Source organism: Agrobacterium sp. CG160-95, assembly GCF_053521725.1.
Genome location: NZ_JBNWDU010000005.1, coordinates 23,384 through 40,053, shown reverse-complemented (window position 1 = coordinate 40,053; position 16,670 = coordinate 23,384). Strand labels below are relative to the sequence as shown.

The 16,670-nt window shown below is 59.9% G+C and carries 17 protein-coding genes; 5 read left to right on the top strand and 12 right to left on the bottom strand.

Translation table 11 applies throughout. The annotated features are described in order from the left end of the window. Positions 1-48: 48 nt before the first annotated feature. The 3 genes from ACQZ63_RS17460 to ACQZ63_RS17450 all read right to left on the bottom strand — a co-directional run bounded on the left by ACQZ63_RS17460 (position 49) and on the right by ACQZ63_RS17450 (position 1,838). Positions 49-537, bottom strand: coding sequence for an Lrp/AsnC family transcriptional regulator (locus tag ACQZ63_RS17460; RefSeq protein WP_003507846.1), 489 nt, complete (start codon positions 535-537; stop codon positions 49-51). A gap of 70 nt (positions 538-607) precedes the next feature. Then, positions 608-1,252, bottom strand: coding sequence for a uracil-DNA glycosylase family protein (locus tag ACQZ63_RS17455; RefSeq protein ID WP_162686649.1), 645 nt, complete (start codon positions 1,250-1,252; stop codon positions 608-610). After that, positions 1,245-1,838, bottom strand: coding sequence for a thermonuclease family protein (locus tag ACQZ63_RS17450; RefSeq protein WP_111782415.1), 594 nt, complete (start codon positions 1,836-1,838; stop codon positions 1,245-1,247). Before ACQZ63_RS17450 ends, ACQZ63_RS17455 begins: the two co-directional genes overlap by 8 nt. Before the next feature lie 108 nt (positions 1,839-1,946). Between ACQZ63_RS17450 and pdhS2 the strand changes: the two genes are divergently transcribed. After that, a complete protein-coding gene (gene pdhS2 / locus ACQZ63_RS17445) occupies positions 1,947-3,482 on the top strand; it encodes a two-component system sensor histidine kinase PdhS2 (protein WP_065687226.1) in 1,536 nt (511 codons plus the stop codon). 16 nt (positions 3,483-3,498) lie between these two features. Here the strand turns inward: pdhS2 and ACQZ63_RS17440 are convergent, their stop codons facing one another. Together ACQZ63_RS17440 and cobT are read right to left on the bottom strand one after the other, a co-directional pair. Further along, the gene (locus ACQZ63_RS17440; protein WP_003516084.1) at positions 3,499-3,903 is read right to left on the bottom strand and encodes a diacylglycerol kinase; all 405 of its coding nucleotides are present in this window, start codon (positions 3,901-3,903) and stop codon (positions 3,499-3,501) included. 8 nt (positions 3,904-3,911) lie between these two features. Beyond that, the gene (gene cobT / locus ACQZ63_RS17435; RefSeq protein WP_113555731.1) at positions 3,912-4,946 is read right to left on the bottom strand and encodes a nicotinate-nucleotide--dimethylbenzimidazole phosphoribosyltransferase; all 1,035 of its coding nucleotides are present in this window, start codon (positions 4,944-4,946) and stop codon (positions 3,912-3,914) included. 131 nt (positions 4,947-5,077) lie between these two features. Here cobT and ACQZ63_RS17430 point away from each other — a divergent pair, with 131 nt between their 5' ends. The 3 genes from ACQZ63_RS17430 to ACQZ63_RS17420 are packed head-to-tail and all read left to right on the top strand — an operon-like array spanning position 5,078 to position 6,781. Next, the gene (locus tag ACQZ63_RS17430; protein WP_113555987.1) at positions 5,078-5,863 is read left to right on the top strand and encodes an adenosylcobinamide-GDP ribazoletransferase; all 786 of its coding nucleotides are present in this window, start codon (positions 5,078-5,080) and stop codon (positions 5,861-5,863) included. A 19-nt stretch (positions 5,864-5,882) separates the two neighbouring features. After that, positions 5,883-6,077 (top strand): DUF1289 domain-containing protein, encoded by a 195-nt coding sequence (locus tag ACQZ63_RS17425; RefSeq protein ID WP_038491422.1) that lies wholly within the window; start codon positions 5,883-5,885, stop codon positions 6,075-6,077. Continuing rightward, complete coding sequence (locus ACQZ63_RS17420) at positions 6,074-6,781, top strand: TIGR02281 family clan AA aspartic protease (protein ID WP_003516092.1); 708 nt, start codon at positions 6,074-6,076, stop codon at positions 6,779-6,781. The genes ACQZ63_RS17425 and ACQZ63_RS17420 overlap by 4 nt, the downstream gene beginning before the upstream one ends. A 114-nt stretch (positions 6,782-6,895) precedes the next feature. On the opposite strand, the gene ACQZ63_RS17415 is transcribed toward ACQZ63_RS17420, so the two are convergent. The 5 genes from ACQZ63_RS17415 to ACQZ63_RS17395 all read right to left on the bottom strand — a co-directional run bounded on the left by ACQZ63_RS17415 (position 6,896) and on the right by ACQZ63_RS17395 (position 13,296). Further along, positions 6,896-7,657, bottom strand: a complete 762-nt coding sequence (locus tag ACQZ63_RS17415; protein WP_003516094.1) for an ABC transporter permease — start codon at positions 7,655-7,657, stop codon at positions 6,896-6,898. Beyond that, complete coding sequence (locus ACQZ63_RS17410) at positions 7,654-8,580, bottom strand: ABC transporter ATP-binding protein (protein ID WP_019567066.1); 927 nt, start codon at positions 8,578-8,580, stop codon at positions 7,654-7,656. Before ACQZ63_RS17410 ends, ACQZ63_RS17415 begins: the two co-directional genes overlap by 4 nt. A gap of 104 nt (positions 8,581-8,684) precedes the next feature. Next, entirely contained in the window at positions 8,685-9,506 is an 822-nt protein-coding gene (locus ACQZ63_RS17405) for a sulfite exporter TauE/SafE family protein (protein WP_013636424.1), read from the bottom strand. A 400-nt stretch (positions 9,507-9,906) separates the two neighbouring features. Further along, positions 9,907-11,175, bottom strand: a complete 1,269-nt coding sequence (locus ACQZ63_RS17400; protein WP_025593934.1) for an extensin-like domain-containing protein — start codon at positions 11,173-11,175, stop codon at positions 9,907-9,909. A 306-nt stretch (positions 11,176-11,481) separates the two neighbouring features. Beyond that, complete coding sequence (locus ACQZ63_RS17395) at positions 11,482-13,296, bottom strand: methyl-accepting chemotaxis protein (protein WP_013636425.1); 1,815 nt, start codon at positions 13,294-13,296, stop codon at positions 11,482-11,484. A 251-nt stretch (positions 13,297-13,547) separates the two neighbouring features. Between ACQZ63_RS17395 and ACQZ63_RS17390 the strand changes: the two genes are divergently transcribed. Continuing rightward, positions 13,548-13,862 carry a DUF1883 domain-containing protein gene (locus ACQZ63_RS17390; RefSeq protein ID WP_013636426.1) on the top strand — a complete coding sequence of 105 codons (315 nt, stop codon included), beginning with the start codon at positions 13,548-13,550 and terminating at the stop codon, positions 13,860-13,862. 81 nt (positions 13,863-13,943) lie between these two features. Here the strand turns inward: ACQZ63_RS17390 and ACQZ63_RS17385 are convergent, their stop codons facing one another. Next, a complete protein-coding gene (locus ACQZ63_RS17385) occupies positions 13,944-15,260 on the bottom strand; it encodes a replication-associated recombination protein A (protein ID WP_013636427.1) in 1,317 nt (438 codons plus the stop codon). Beyond that, on the bottom strand, positions 15,257-16,663 hold the full coding sequence (locus tag ACQZ63_RS17380) for a DegQ family serine endoprotease (protein ID WP_003516104.1): 1,407 nt from the start codon (positions 16,661-16,663) through the stop codon (positions 15,257-15,259). The genes ACQZ63_RS17385 and ACQZ63_RS17380 overlap by 4 nt, the downstream gene beginning before the upstream one ends. Positions 16,664-16,670: the final 7 nt, after the last annotated feature.

Genomic DNA, 16,670 nt, shown 5'->3' with positions numbered 1-16,670 from the left:
CCCCGGCAGCCGGAAAGGGCATTGTTCAAAAAGCCTGATCAGCCGGGATCATTCCTCGCCGGATTTGGGATTATCCAGCAACATGTAATCGAGCGGCAGTTCCGTCGTATATTTGATCTGTTCCATCGCAAAGGCAGACGACACGTCACGAATTTCGATCTTGGCGATCATCCGCTTGTAGAAGGCGTCATAAGCCGCGATGTCAGGCACGACAACGCGCAGCAGATAATCGACATCGCCGCTCATGCGGTAAAACTCGACGACTTCGGGGAACTCGGACACCACCTCGGAAAACCGCTTCAGCCATTCGATGGAATGGGAGGCAGTGCGGATGGAGACGAAAACGGTGACCTTGGTGTTGACCTTGACCGGATCCAGCAGCGCAACGCGCCGGCGGATGACACCGTCCTCTTCCATCTTCTGGATACGCCGCCAACAGGGCGTCGTGGAAAGGCCGACCTTTTTCGCCAGATCAGCGACAGCCAGCGTGGAATCCTCTTGCAGAATGCGCAAAATCTTACGGTCTAGGCGATCCAATGCGTCTACCCTCCTGAATTAATTTCCTTTCAATACACTAATTTTTAGAGAAAAACAGAAAATTGTTTCACTAAAGTCGCATTTCCACATGTTCTCGCAGAACAGGAAGCAGCTCCTCGGTAAACCACGGATTCTTCTTCAGCCAGCCGGTGTTGCGCCAGCTTGGATGCGGCAGCGGCAAAATGGCCGGTCCCGAATTTGAATGAAAATAGCTGCGCCAGTCGTACACGGTCGAGGTCATGGTTTTCCGCCGTCTTTCGCCGAGATGAAAGGCCTGGGCATATTGACCGATGGCAAGGACCAACTCTACCTGCGGCATCGCCGCCAGCACCTTCTCCCGCCACTGCAGCGCACATTCGCGTCGAGGCGGCAGGTCACTGCCCTTGTCGTCATAGCCGGGGAAACAGAACCCCATGGGCACAATAGCGAAGCGGTCCGGATCGTAGAATGTCTCACGATCAACATTCAGCCACTGGCGCAGCCTGTCGCCGGAGGCATCGTTGAAAGGCACACCCGTTTCATGCACGCGAAGCCCGGGCGCCTGCCCTGCAATCAGGATACGCGCCTTGGTCGACATCACCACGACCGGTCGGGGTTCGTGCGGCAGGCGTCCGTAGGTTGGGGTGTCGCGACAGATGCGACAGAGGGCAATCGCGCCCCTCAGCCCGTCCAACCCGTCGTCATTCATCGGCAGCGCTCGATCCGCCTCAGCCATGATTCCATCCCAGAAGATGACGGATGATGGTGAGGAAACCCGCTGCGGGCGTTTGCAAATCCGCTGCGCGATGTTCGCGCCGCCACTCCGCCGGTTTTTCGAATTCTCCGGCCCATATGCCGCGAGCTTCCTTGCGCGCCAGCGCCTGTTCGCCGGAGAACTGGAAATAACCTGAAGCGATGGCAAAACCCGACGCCACCATTTCCGAGGACACATCCCGGTCTCCCGCCGAGCAATAGACCAGCAGCCGTCCGTAACGGTCCTTGGAACTGCCGGAACAGGAAAAGGTCGTGCCTTCGATCATCTGTTGCAGAACGCGGCGCGCCTCCGCGCCGCATGGCCAGGTTTCGCTGCCGCGCCGGCACGTCTGCGAAAGCTCCGGCGCATCGATGCCGAGCAGCCGGAACCGGTCCTCGCCCTTTGAAAGCGTATCGCCATCGATCACAAAGAAACGGCCGGTATGGGTCTCGCTATTGATCTGATCGAGCTTGGCGGCAATCAGAATGCCGAGAAAAACGGTGGCAAGGAAAAGCCCGCCGTCGCGAAAAATCGAGAAAAAGCCGCGCCTGCCTCCATTTCGTCTCATGTCACAACAAACCCTTGTCAGAAATGGCAAACAAATCCTTTCACGGCAGCATCTTCTTAAGATTTTGTGCGTAGCCTGCAAAGGGTTCATGTCACCTGCGTTGTAACAATGAGTAAAAGCGTCAGCACGTCCACCGATAAGATCATCGTCGACCGTTCACGAAAGCACCGTAACAAGGCTGTTTTCGACACGGTGAAGACGACGCGTGAACGCTTGCAGCAAGGCGCTGGCGGCAGCGAAGCCTATGAACGTGAAATGCTGACGATGCACATCGCAGAAGCCCTTCAGGGCGCGATGGTCATGCCGCTTTTCATCGTATTCGCCTCTATCATCGGTTTGTATATCACGGGTGACATAGGGCTGATCATCTGGTCGCTCATTGCGCTGAGTTTCCATGCCATGTCTCTGGTGCTGGCCAAAAGAGCCGCCAAACAGGGGATCACGGCCGAAAATCTGCCGAAGTGGCGCAATCTCTTCCTTGCCATGCAGATACTCATCGGTTGCGCCTGGGCAATGTTCGCCTTGGCCGAACCGGTGCGCAACAACCCGACACTCGTTCTTTTCTTCAAGGGCGCGACGCTGCTGATCGCGCTTTCGCTTACCGCCATGGCCAATTTCATGCTGCGGCGGGCCACCTTCATGACCTTCCTGCCGGTGCTGGCGGCGCTGTGCGTCACCTCCGTCGTCTCCCGCGATCCCTTCGATGTTGGCCTCGCCCTGATGTTCGGCATGGCGATTCTTTTCTGTCATCGCATCACCAGCAGGCTTTACCAGACCAGCATCAAGCTGCTGTCGTCGCAGACTGAAAAAGATGATCTGATCGCCGAACTCGAAGTCGCCAACTCGATGTCGGATGAGGCGCGGCGGCGTGCGGAAGAGGCCAACCTGGCGAAATCGCGCTTTCTCGCCTCCATGTCGCACGAGCTGCGAACCCCGCTCAACGCCATTCTCGGCTTCTCCGAAGTCATGTCCGCAGAGGTACTCGGTCCGCTCAACAATCCGCTCTATAAGGAATATTCCGGCGACATCCACCGTTCCGGCCAGCATCTGCTCGACCTCATCAACGAAATCCTCGACCTGTCGCGTATCGAGGCCGGCCGCTACGACCTCAACGAAGAAGCGGTCTCGATGCTTGAGATCGCCGAAGATTGCATCGGCATGATCCAGCTTCGCGCCCGCGCCAAGACCATCAGGATTTCGCAGCAGTTCGAGAGCAGCCTGCCGCAGGTCTGGGCGGATGAAAAATCGATCCGCCAGGTCATCCTCAACCTGCTCTCCAACGCCGTCAAATTCACCCCGCAGGGCGGTGAAATCCTCGTGAAGGCAGGCTGGACGGCGGGTGGCGGGCAATATGTGTCGATCAAGGACAACGGCCCCGGCATTCCAGAGGAAGAGATCCCCGTGGTGCTGTCGGCCTTCGGTCAGGGATCGATCGCGATCAAGAGCGCCGAACAGGGAACCGGGCTCGGCCTGCCCATCGTTCAGGCCATCCTTGCCAAGCATGACGGCCAGTTCATCCTGAAATCGAAATTGCGCGAAGGCACCGAAGGCATCGCCATTCTGCCGGCAAAACGCGTGCTGCAAAGCCTGCCAGCCGTGGAGGAAACCCACGCCATCCAGCCACGCCGCCGGTCCTTCGCCTAAGCGTCAAATCTGCCGTTCAGAAGAACAGCGTCGTCACCAGCGAATAAAGCACGAAAAATCCGTTTGCCGTCAAAAGGCAGAAGACGGCGAAGGAACCGAGATCCTTGGCGTGCCGCCCGACGGAAGAAATTTCCGGCGAGATGCGATCCACCAACTCCTCAATCGCGGTATTGAGCGCCTCGACCGCGAACAAAAGCAGCATCAGCACCGTAAAGACGAGAAGATGCGCAAACGGCGCGCGGGCGACCAGAAGCAGGGCAAGGCCGACGCCGAAGGCGAGAACCTCGTGCCGGAACGCCGCTTCCTGCCACAGCCGTCCAAGCCCCTGCAAGGAATAGCGGGCAGCAGCAAAAAGATGCCGCCATCCCTTTTCCTTGCGAAAGGCAGGTTCCGGTTGCTTCTTCTGCGGCGTTGCGTCCATCTTCGGCCTCAATGCTCAGTGTGGGAATGGGTACCAGTATCGACACCGGCAGCTTCGAAAGTCGCCATGCCGGAATGGCAGGCGGCGGCAGCCTTGACGATGCCGGCGGCCAAAGCGGCACCCGTGCCCTCGCCAAGCCGCATGCCCAGCGCCAGAAGCGGCGTCTTGCCAAGTTTCTCGACGGCAGCCAGGTGGCCCGGTTCACCGGAGACATGGCCGATCAGGCAATGGTCGAGCGCCGAAGGATTGGCAGCCTTCAACAGCGCGGCAGCGGCAGTCGCCACATAACCGTCGATCAGCACAGGAATGCGCTGCACGCGCGCGGCAAGGATCGCGCCGGCAATCGCCGCAATCTCACGGCCACCGAGACGGCGCATGATTTCGAGCGGATCGGACAGATGGTCCTTGTGGAACTCGACGGCAGCCTTCACCGCCGCGATCTTGCGGGCCATGACCTCGCCTTCAGAGCCGGTACCGGGACCGGTCCACTCTTCCGCCGTGCCGCCATAGAGCGCCAGGTTGATCGCGGCTGCGATGGTGGTGTTGCCGATGCCCATTTCGCCAACGCAGAGAAGGTCGGTACCGCCAGCAATCGCCTCCATGCCGAAGGCCATGGTGGCGGCGCAATCGCGCTCGGAAAGGGCAGGCTCGCAGGTGATGTCGCCGGTCGGGTAGTCAAGTGCCAGATCGAAAATCTTCAGACCGAGATCGTTGGTGACGCAAATCTGGTTGATCGCCGCACCGCCTGCCGCAAAATTCTCCACCATCTGCTGCGTCACGGATGTCGGATAGGGCGTGATGGCGTGCCGGGTGACGCCATGATTACCGGCGAAAATCGCCACCAGCGGACGGGTGACGGCGGGCGAGCGGCCCGACCATGCGGCAAGCCACATGGCGATTTCTTCCAGCCGACCGAGCGAACCGGCCGGTTTCGTCAGTTGCGCATTGCGCTCCTTGGCCGCGACCAGCGCATGCGTATCCGGGCCGGGAAGCTCGCGCAGCAGCGCGCGGAAATCGTCGAAGGGCAATCCGCTCATGCTCATGGTATCTGTCTTTCTCGTCGTCGGGTTGGCGGAAACTTGTGTTTTCCGGCAAATCGGTCTTTGTTGCGCCTCTCATAATCGCGGACGCGCCGCGGAACAACCGGAAATGCAAGCACAGCAGCGGAGAGAGCATGAAGGCCGGGGATTTTATAACAGATGTCATGCATTCCGTTGCCTTTCTCAGCCGCCTGCCGGTCCCATCGCGCTTCTTCGGTGAAGGTGACGGTCCATCGATGCGCCGGACAGCACGCGCTTTTCCCGCCGCAGGCCTCCTGATCGCCCTGCCCGCTGCTGTCCTCGTGGTGGCATTAGCGAAGTTCGACGCCTCACCGCAGCTCACCGGCTGGCTTGCCATCGCCGTCACCGCGCTCATAACAGGTGCGTTGCACGAAGACGGCTTGGCGGATATGGCCGATGGCTTCGGCAGCGGCAAGGACAAGCCGAGAACGCTTGAGATCATGAAGGACAGTCGCATCGGCAGCTATGGCACGATCGCCATGGTCCTGTCCTTCGCACTGCGCGCCACGGCACTCGCAACGCTTATAGAAACCCTGCCTGCCAAGACCGCCGCCGCCTGCCTGATTGCCGCGCTGGTGGTAAGCCGCGCCCTGATGGTATGGCACTGGCAGTCACTGCCCGCCGCCAAAACCTCCGGCATCGCCGCCGGCGCCGGCCAACCCGGGGAAAGCGAGCGCAACATCGCGCTCGCAACAGGGTTGCTGCTGCTCGTGCTTTTCACGCTGCATGCCCTGCCCTTTGTGTCGATCGTAGTCGTTCTGGCGGCTGCCTGCCTCGCGACGGTGCTGTTCGGCAGGCTCTGTGTCAGCAAGATCGGCGGCCACACCGGCGACACAATCGGCGCCAGCCAGCAGATCACGGAGATCGTTACTCTCGTCGCTCTTGCCCTTGCGACGTGACAGACTGATATAGATCCCCATGGAAACACCCTGCATTCATATCTGCTCCCTCGACGCCACGAACAGCCTCTGTATCGGTTGCGGACGCACGCTGGACGAGATCGGCGGCTGGGCGACCTATAGCGACGAAAAGCGCCGCATGATCATGCAGGCGCTTCCCGAAAGACTGGCAAAAACAGGCAAGGACACCTCCAGGGAGACGCACACCGCATGAACAGGCTGACTTTCGTTCTCCTCTTGCTGGCCGTGGGTCTCGGCCTGCTTCTCGTCAATCACGACAGCGGCCGCACCTTCGGCATCGACAACGAGAAATTCGGGCAGATCGTCTATCTCCTGCCGATTGCGGGATTGCTATCCGTCGGCATTCTGGCGGGAAGCCGCGGCAGCTTCGCAAGCGTTGTCCGGCAACTCGCCATCTGGCTCGTGATTATCCTCGGCCTCGTATCCGTCTATCTCTATCGCTACGACCTGCAATCCTTCGCCGACCGGCTGCTGGGTGGCCTGATGCCCGGCCGCGCGGTGGTGGTGACGACCGCTGGCGGCGAACAGGAGATCATACTGCACAAATCGATGAGCGGCCACTTCGAGGCGAATGTCAGTATTGAAGGCAAAACGATCCACATGCTGGTCGATACCGGCGCGAGCTCCGTGGTGCTGGCCAATGCCGATGCCGCCGCCATCGGCATCGACACCACGAAACTGCGCTACACCGTGCCGGTGATGACCGCGAACGGCCGCACGGCGGCAGCGCCCGTCACCCTGTCCGAGATCGGCATCGGCCCGATCGCGCGGAGCAACATCCCCGCCCTCGTTGCACAGGATGGCCAACTGGGCCAGAGCCTGCTCGGCATGAGCTTCCTGTCGACGCTTGGTTCGATGCAGATGCAGACCGATGAGTTGAGATTGCGAGACAGGTAAAACCTGCCGGGCAGACAGTTCCTGCTCGCGATCAAAAATAACGTCTCGCTATCCGAATACGAAAACGCCCGGTGCAAACCGGGCGTATCACATTCACGGCAAACCTCTTTCCGGTCAGTTGCGCAGCCGGTAACCGGTCTTGAACATCCAGCCGACGACACCGAGGCAGAGTGCGAGGAACAGCGTGATCATCGCCAGGCTGATGACGGGATTGACGTCGGCGATCTCGTAGAAGCTCCAGCGGAAACCGCTGATGAGGTAGAGCACCGGGTTGAAATGACTGACCGTCTGCCAGAAGGGCGGCAGCATGTCGATGGAGTAGAAGCTGCCGCCAAGGAATGTCAGAGGCGGCACCACCAGCATCGGGATGAGGTTCAGCTGCTCGAAATTCGTGGCCCAGATGCCGATGATGAAGCCGAACAGGCTGAAGCTCACCGCCGTCAGCACAAAGAACAGGATCATCATGAACGGATGGGCGATGGTGATATCCACGAAGAAGGAGGCCGTTATCAGGATGATCGTGCCGATCATCAGCCCCTTGGTCGCCGCCGCCCCGACATAACCGGCAACAATTTCAGTCATCGCCACCGGAGCGGACAATATCTCGTAGACCGTGCCGGTGAATTTCGGAAAATAGATGCCGAAAGAGCCATTGCTGATGCATTGCGTCAAAAGCGTCAGCATGATCAGGCCGGGCGTTATGAACGCGCCATAGGAAACCCCGCCAACCTCCTGAATTCTTGAACCGATCGCCGTTCCGAAAACGATGAAATATAGAGAGGTGGAAATGACCGGCGACACGACACTCTGCAACAGGGTGCGGCGGGTGCGCGCCATTTCGAACAGGTAGATGGACTTGACGGCTTCGAAATTCATTTCTGGTCTCCTACCAGCGAGACGAAAATATCCTCAAGAGAGCTTTGACGTGTCGAAATATCCTTGAAATGGATGTTGGCACCGGAAAGCGCAGTCAGCAGATCGGCAATGCGCCCCTGCTCGCCGTTGTCCTCGATCTCGTAGGTGATGGTGTTGCGGTCATCCGAGAGCGAAAGGCCGAAGGATGAGAGACTGTCCGGCAACGCCTCCACCGGCTGCGAAAGTTCAAGGAAAAGCTGCTTGCGGCCGAGCTTCTTCATCAGCGCGGTCTTTTCTTCCACCAGCAACAATTGGCCGCCATTGATAACGCCCACCCGATCGGCGATCTCTTCCGCCTCCTCGATGTAATGCGTGGTCAAAATGATTGTGACGCCCTTGGAGCGCAGCTCGGAAACGACATTCCACATGTCGCGGCGCAAGGTAACATCCACACCCGCCGTCGGCTCGTCGAGGAATAGGACCTTCGGTTCGTGCGCAAGCGCCTTGGCGATCAGCACGCGTCGCTTCATGCCGCCGGAAAGCTCCCGCAGCATATTGTCCTTCTTGTCCCAGAGCGACAGCGATTTCAGGACGCGCTCGATCAGTTCCGGGTTCTTCTTCTGCCCATGCAGACCGCGCGAGAAGCTCACGGTGTTCCATACGGTCTCGAACTGATCTGTCGTCAGTTCCTGTGGCACAAGGCCGATCAGGGCACGCGTCTGGCGAAAATCCTTCACCACATCATATCCGCCAACAAGAACCGAGCCTTCACCCGGATTGACAAGCCCGCAGATGATAGAGATCAGCGTCGTCTTGCCGGCTCCGTTAGGCCCGAGAAGAGCAAGGATTTCCCCCTCTCTGATATCGAGGCTGACACCTTTGAGCGCCTGAAAGCCATTTGAGTAGGATTTGGTCAGATTCCGTATCGAAACAATGGCATTCATCGCGAATCTTTCGAAAAAACGAGTAAGATGCACGCCATATAGGCCGTACAACCCGCAATTGCCAGCCCAACGGCCTGAACACTGCATTCGGCGGGGAGGGAAAATCAGCTGTAGACGCTGTAGAAAAACTGGGCCGCGACGAAGACCAGAAACACCCCGAAGGCCCGCTCCAGCTGCTTCTTGCTGAGTGCATGCGCCAGCCGCGCGCCATAGGGCGCGACGACAAGCGTGATGGGGATCAGCAGCGCGACGGCGATCCAGTTGATGAAGCCGGTGGAAAAAGGCGGCAGACCTGCATCACCCCAGCCGGCCCAGATATAGCCGAGGAGACCCGGCAGCGAAATAAGCACTCCGACACCGGAGGATGTGGCAACCGCCTGATGGATGGTGCGTCCGTAAAGCGTCATGAAAGTATTGTTCATCACCCCGCCGCCCACACCCATCAGGCCAGACAGAAGGCCGATGCCGGTGCCGACCAGAAAGCGGACCGGGTTTTTCGGCAGGTCTGAACCGAGATGCCAGCTCGCCCGGTTGAAGATCATCCGGAAAGCGAGCGCAAGCGCAATGAAAGCGAAGATCAGCCGCAGGGCGACGCTCGAGGCATGCGCAGCCACCACAGATGCGAGGATGGTGCCGAGCGGCACGGCGACGATCCAGCCCTTCAGGAGATCGATATCAACGGCACCTTTCTGGCGATGCGTCAGGAAGGAACGAATGGAGGTCGGCACGATGATGGCAAGCGAAGTGCCAAGCGACAGATGCATGCGCACCGCCTCCGGCACATCCAGAAGCCCGAACACATGGTAGAACACCGGCACCAGCACAGCACCGCCGCCAATGCCGAACAGCCCCGCCAGAAGTCCAGCGACCACGCCCGCGGCCGCAAGCGCCGAAGCAAAGATCAGTATCTCTGAAACAGGGGGCATGAAAGCAGGCTCCCGGGGGCCGTTGTCACAAACATGTGACGCTCATAGCGTATCAGAAAAGGGCGGCAAGCCATGTTGGCCGCAGGTCAGTACGGCGCGATGTTTTTTGCCGGATATCCGCACCGGATGGACCGTTTTATGGGATTTCTTCCCATTGCATGCCCTTGCAAAGACGCCGATATCCCCCGATTTAGGCAGTCTTCTTCAACCGGCCTTAGGGCCGGTCTTTTTTTGGGCGGCTAGCACCAAACCCAACAGGCCCAAATTGTAATGTGGCCACATCCCCCACTCCGTCATTCCGGGTAGCTCCGGGACGGACGGGAAGTTACTGGTCGACGTAACGCACCACAACTAATGCCTCACGCCTATCGTCATGCACCACCGTGTCGTCTAGCCGCCCCTAGTCGCAATGCCTGTAACCGGACTTGCGGGTGCGCAGGTCGAAATGGAAATGGTTCCAGTGGTTGGGATCGCTGCCCGGCCCGAGAACCGTTGAGAAATATTTGCAGCTATCGGACCTCACTGCCTTCAGCAGCGCCTTTTCCCGGAAGGCGAAGAAGTTCTTGCTGCGAACGTCAATCTCCTTCCCGTTGTTCAGCGTTATGGTGCCGATATCGATGGCGTTGCCGCGCGCATGTTCGGACCATGGATTGCTGGAGCGCGAATTCATCTTGCGGCAGGAATAACCGCCCATGGGCGTGATGCGCCCGACGCCTGAGAGGTAACGGAAGCGGGAGGACGGCACGAGTTCGAACTTTACCCATTTGGCGAAGGCAAGCGTGACCTGGCAATTGAGCTTCACTGCCGGGCGGATGGCAACGCCGCTGGCAAGCCCGCTGAGTTCGATCGGATAGTCGATACCGCAGGTCGGACCATCTGCAATGCGCGCAACATCGCGGAAGGCGACGCCGAGACGGCGCAGCTCGGAGCGACAGGCCACTTCCGAGGATGGCATGACGCCGGGCGGCATAGCCGAGCGGTTGCTTTGCAATCCGTCGCGGGCCATCGGATCATTGGGCATCAGCATGGCGACCTCCTCCACCGGCTGGCGGCGGGAAGAAGACCCCGGCGGCGGTGGCGGTATCAACCGCGACTGACCCGCACTTTGTTGCCGGCGAGCGGGAGAAACGGCAACCGGATTGTCGGTGCCGATGCCGTCCACCACCGGCTGGGCGGAAGCGCCTTCGGCAATATCGGCGTCCTGCTCTTCCGCAAGTCCGCGAACCGGCTCCACGCCCAGCATGGAATCCATGTTCACCCCGCCCTCGCCTTCGGCGATCTGATTTGCGGCGCCCTGCTGGTTGGGCATGGCTGGGGAGGCCATGCTTTGGCCGTTCGCGGCCATCCGCGCCTGATGCTGGCCATCCAGCGTGGAATAGCCCTGGCCGCCCTGTGGCGATTGCAGCAGGGGATCCTGCGAGGCATAAGGCTCCGGCATCGGTTGCGACACGGCTGCGGGATAATTGGTGGCCTGCCCGGTCCGCTCGGCCTGATAGACCGCACCCGGCGGCGCGCTGTAGCCTTGCTGCCGCGACGACCGGATGGCGCCGACACGTGTCGTGCCGTCAACCTCGGCCGGCGGCACAAGCCCCTCCGCCGAACACGACACCATGACCGTGGAAATCATCAACAACGTCACAAGACGACGCGGAAGGGAAACATACGCCATACGAGAACCTGTACCTTCAGCGGCCGCTACCCGCGGCAATACAGGTAAATTTTAAAGAAACGGGGTAAACGAATCCTTATTGGTTGGGAGAAATAACGAACCGGGCTGTTCCGTGAAGCGGGAAATACGGGAGCCTCGACCGAAATCATACCAAAGGTGTCAGCAAAGCTCCGCAAACTAACGCCTCTCACGACGCAGACACACCACACGGGTCCGGCACGACGGAGGAAATGTTGTCTCACTTCCTCGAAACAGAAAGGGCGCAGCCAAAGCCGCGCCCTGTAAACTATCTCAAGCGGATAAAAATCAAGCCGCCCGCGAAACCTCGCGCCCTGCCCCATGCCCGAGTTCGAAACGGGACAGCAGCGCGCGGAGCTGCCGGCTTTCTTCGGCCAGCGTCTGGCTGGCCGCCGTCGTCTCTTCCACCATGGCGGCGTTCTGCTGGGTCATCTGGTCCATGTGGTTGACGGAGGTGTTGATCTCCTGCAAGCCGGTGGCCTGTTCCCGCGCCGCCGTGGCGATGGAATTGACGTGGCCGTCGACCCGGTTGACCAGCGTCACGATCTCATCCAGCGCGTCACCTGTGGAGCGAACGAGTGCGACACCGCCGCCGACCTCTTCCGCCGAACGATTGATAAGGGTCTTGATCTCCTTGGCGGCATTGGCAGAGCGTTGCGCGAGTTCGCGAACCTCCTGCGCCACCACGGCAAAACCGCGTCCCGCTTCGCCTGCCCTTGCGGCCTCGACACCGGCATTCAGCGCCAGAAGGTTGGTCTGGAACGCGATTTCGTCGATGACGGAAATGATCTGCCCGATGCGCCGCGAAGATTCCTCAATACGGCCCATCGCATCGACGGCATTGCGCACGATCTCGCCCGAGCGGCCTGCGCTCGTTTTCGTATCCTGCACCATTTGTCGGGCCTCGTTCGCCCGTTCGGAAGCGGTGCGCACCGTCGCGGTGATTTCGTCAAGAGCCGCCGCCGTCTCCTCCAGCGCCGCTGCCTGCTGCTCTGTCCGGCGCGAAAGATTGCCGGTCGCACCGCTGATATCAGATGCGCTATCGTTGACGACATGGCCGGTTCTGGCGATCGCCTCGATCGCCCCATGCAGCGCGCCGACGGCGCGGTTGAAATCCATGCGCAGCTTTTCATATTCGCCGCCGATATCGGCAAGCTCGACGGTCAGATCGCCATTGGCGAGTGCTTCCAGCGAACTGCCGAGCTCGTTCATGGCATGAGCCTGACGCTCGGATGCGGAGCGCAACGCCATCTCGTTGCCATGCCGCGCCTCCTCCAGCGCCCGCTGCTGCCCCGCCTCGCGGGCCTGCAAGGCGCTGCGCTCATTGACGCTGTCACGCAGCACCAGCAACGTCTTGGCAATGGCGCCGATTTCGTTGCGACGGTCGGCGAATTCAATTTCAGCCTCGCCGTCACCATCAGCGATCCGCTTCATACTCTGCCGGATGCGATCGATAGGCCGTGTCACGCTGCGCACGACGGCTGCAGCCACGCCGATCACCAGAAGGCCGGACAGAACACACACTGCGATGTTGAAATAGGCGTTGCTCCAGAAAACCGCCTCAAGATCGTCGACATAAACGCCAGTGCCGACAATCCATCCCCAGGGCGCGAAACCGGCGACATGGGAAAATTTCTCGACTGGGTCCGGCGCGCCGGGCTTGGGCCAATAATAATCGACAAAGCCCTGGCCGCCCGCCTTCACCGTATTGACGAATTCGACGAACAGCGCCTTGCCGTTCGGATCCTTGTTGGCAGTGAGATCGCTGCCGTTCATCTCGGGCTTGATCGGATGCATCACCATCTTGGGATGCATGTCGTTGATCCAAAAATAGCCGCTGCCGTTGCCATAGCGCATCGCCGCAATCGTGGTCTTGGCTTGTTGCTGCGCAGCCTCACGCGTCAGGGTGCCACCCTGCTCCAGCCGGTAATATTGCTCAAGAATGGCGACAGCCGTTTCGTTCATGGATGCGAGCCCCGCTTTACGCTCGCGTTCCATCTCATGAAAGGTCTCGAACAGGCTGAATGTAAGTGCCGCAGTCAATATTGCCAGAAACAATGCAACGAGCGCATAAAGGCGCATAGATATCGTGACGTTTTTCATATTCCCCCCAACGCCGCTGACGGCACTTCGACCAGCGTATGTTAGAGTTAAAAAATTTATTATAACTGAATACGCTTATTATACGTTAGTATTATTCCAGACCTCCTCCTCCCAACCCGCCAATACTCTCCACGGCCCTTAAAAGCCGGCGCAGCGACCCGAAATTCTACAGGGTGCTGCCGTTTTAAAGAGCTCGTTAACCCTGACGTCCTATTCTCTTTTGCCAAAATACAGGTACAGGGAGACGCGCAATGTCACGGCCGAATTTCCGCTTTACACACTATGACCTGAAGGAATTGCGGGCTGGGACGACCATTGAGGTGTCCCTGTCGGCCGTCAACAATGTACGGCTGATGACAGGCGCAAATTTCCAGCGTTTCACAGAATTGCTCGATTTCAAATATCTCGGCGGCGTCGCGAAAAAATCGCCGATCCGCATCAGCATTCCCGAGACCTTGCACTGGCATCTGGTGATCGATGCGGAAGGGCATAGCGGTCTGGCGGAATCCTCGGTCAAGATGCTGCCTGCGCCGTCGCAGGTCATACAACACCGGAAGGCATCCTGATTTCCCTTTGGAAACAGTTGGATGGCGCGGTTTTACGACTCACTTTGGCAAGCGCCTGATTCTTTTTGTGAAGAAAGCTTTTTAACGCGAACCGCGCTCGCGGCGCAGCTTCGCCCACCAGTCGAGACGCTTGCGGATGTCCCGCTCGAACCCCCTGTCGGGCGGATCGTAAAACGTCTTGCGACCCATTTTTTCCGGAAAATAGTCCTGTCCCGAAAAGGCATCCGGCTCGTCATGGTCGTAACGGTAACCGTCACCGTAACCCTCGCCCTTCATCAGCTTTGTGGGCGCGTTCAGAATATGTTTTGGCGGCACCAGCGAGCCGTTTTCCTTGGCCGCCCGCATCGCCGATTTGAAGGCTGTATAAACGGCATTCGATTTCGGCGCGGTGGCGAGATAGACGCAGGCCTGCGCCAGCGCCAGTTCGCCTTCCGGTGACCCCAGATAATCATAGGCGTCCTTGGCGGCATTGCAGACGGCAAGCGCCTGCGGATCGGCAAGGCCGATATCCTCCACCGCCATGCGCACCAGCCGCCTCCCGATAAAGAGCGGGTCTTCGCCGGCGTCAAACATGCGGCAGAGATAATAAAGCGCCGCATCCGGGTCCGAACCGCGCACCGATTTATGCAGCGCGGAAATCAGATTGTAGTGGCCGTCCTGTCCCTTGTCGTAAACCGGCGCGCGCCGCTGCACGATGCGCGTCAGCCCTTCGGTATCGAAAGTCTCGTCCTTGCGCGCCGCACGCCAGACCTCTTCGGCAAGCGTCAGCACGGCGCGGCCATCGCCATCGGCCATCCGGATCAGGCTGGCACGCGCCTCCTCGGTCAGCGGCAGAGGCTTGCCCTCCGCCTCTTCGGCGCGCTTCAAAAGCTCGCCCAGGCTCTCCTCGTCATGCGAACCGAACGTGAGGACACGCGCCCGCGACAAAAGAGCGGCATTCAGTTCAAAGGACGGGTTTTCGGTGGTTGCACCCACAAGAATGATGGTGCCGTCTTCCATGACCGGCAGGAAGCTGTCCTGCTGGGCACGGTTGAAACGATGGATCTCATCAACAAAAAGCAGCGTCTGCCGGCCGTTCATCCGGCGTGTGCGTGCTGCCTCGAAAACCTTCTTGAGATCGGCGACACCGGAAAAGATCGCCGAGATCTGTTCGAAAGCCAGCCCGGCCTCGCCCGAAAGCAGACGGGCGACCGTTGTCTTGCCGGTGCCGGGCGGTCCCCAGAAGATCATCGATCCGAGTGAGCCGCTATCGATCATACGGCGCAGCACGCCCTCTTCACCCGTCAGATGAGGCTGCCCGGTCACCTCCGCCAGCGTCTTCGGACGCAGGCGGTCGGCAAGAGGTCGCCGGTTGGCGACCTCGACAGGCACCTGTGGGGCAAAGAGGTCATCGCTCATCGCAGGAACTGCCGGATGCGTTGACCGTCACGCAGGATTTCCACCCGCCAGAAGCCGGGATTGTCATCCAGCGCCTTTTCAACCGCAGCCGTGGAGCCGATATCCGAGCCGTTCAGCGACAGGATGACATCCTTCGGCTGGAAACCGACCCGATAGGCCGGCGAACCGCGCTTCACATCGGTGACGACGACGCCGGTCACCTGCGAAGGCATGCGCAGTTCATCCGCAAGCTTCGGCGAGAGATTGGCGACAGTCGCGCCCGCCAGGGGATTGCGTCCCTCCAGCAGCCGTTCATCACGCGGCGCGGTTTCCGGCGCCGTGTCGAGCGCAATGGTCACCTTCTTCTCTTTGCCCTTCTCCACCAGCGTCAATTCGGCAGACTTGCCGATGCCAGCAGTCGTGAGGCGATAACCGAGTGCATCGGGATGCTCCACCTCCAAACCGTTGACCGCCGTTACGACCTGCCCCGGCTCGATGCCAGCTTTCTCCGCCGGGCCGCCCTTGACGACGCTGACGACGAGCGCACCGCGCGCGCGGTGCAGGCCAAGCGCCTCGGCGACATCGGAGGTGACGGGATCGAAGGTTGCGCCGATATAGGGCCGCTGGAAGTTCGCGTCGCCACGCTCGGCGGCGGCAACGAAAACGCGGACCAGATTGGCGGGAATGGCAAAACCGATGCCGTTCGACCCGCCGCCCTTGGAGAAGATGGCAGTATTGATGCCGATCAACTCACCCGCCATGTTCATCAGCGCGCCGCCGGAATTGCCGGGGTTGATGGAGGCGTCGGTCTGGATGAAGAAGCCGAAATCGCCCTGCGTCACCTGGTTGCGCGCCAGGCCCGAGACGATGCCGCTCGTTACCGTCTGGCCGACACCGAAGGGGTTGCCGATGGCAAGCACGAGATCGCCGACTTCAATGGCATCCGAATTGCCAAGCGAAAGCACCGGAAACTGTTCCTTCGCGTCGATCTGCAGAATGGCAAGATCGACCCGGTCGTCCTTCAGCAGCACCTTGGAGGAGAATTCACGCCCATCCGCCAGCGCCACCTTGATGTCGTCGGCGCCATCGATGACGTGATTATTGGTCACCACGAGGCCGCCGGCGGTCACGATTACACCCGATCCGAGCGAGGACTGTTTCTCCGTGCGGTTCGGCATCTGCTGGCCGAAGAACTGCTCGAAGAACGGGTCGCCGGCAAAGGGCGACGAGCGCCGCTGCACGATGCGTTCGGCATAGACATTCACCACAGCGCCTGCGGTACGCTTGACCAGCGGCGCGAAGGAAAGCTGCATTTCCGTGTGGCTTGCGGGCACGGTCTTGTTGTCCTGCGCCTGCGCTCCGACCGGAACGAGAAGCAGCGCCGCAAGAAAGCCGGTGGACAGATACTTCAGCACGCTCTGCATGTGATTC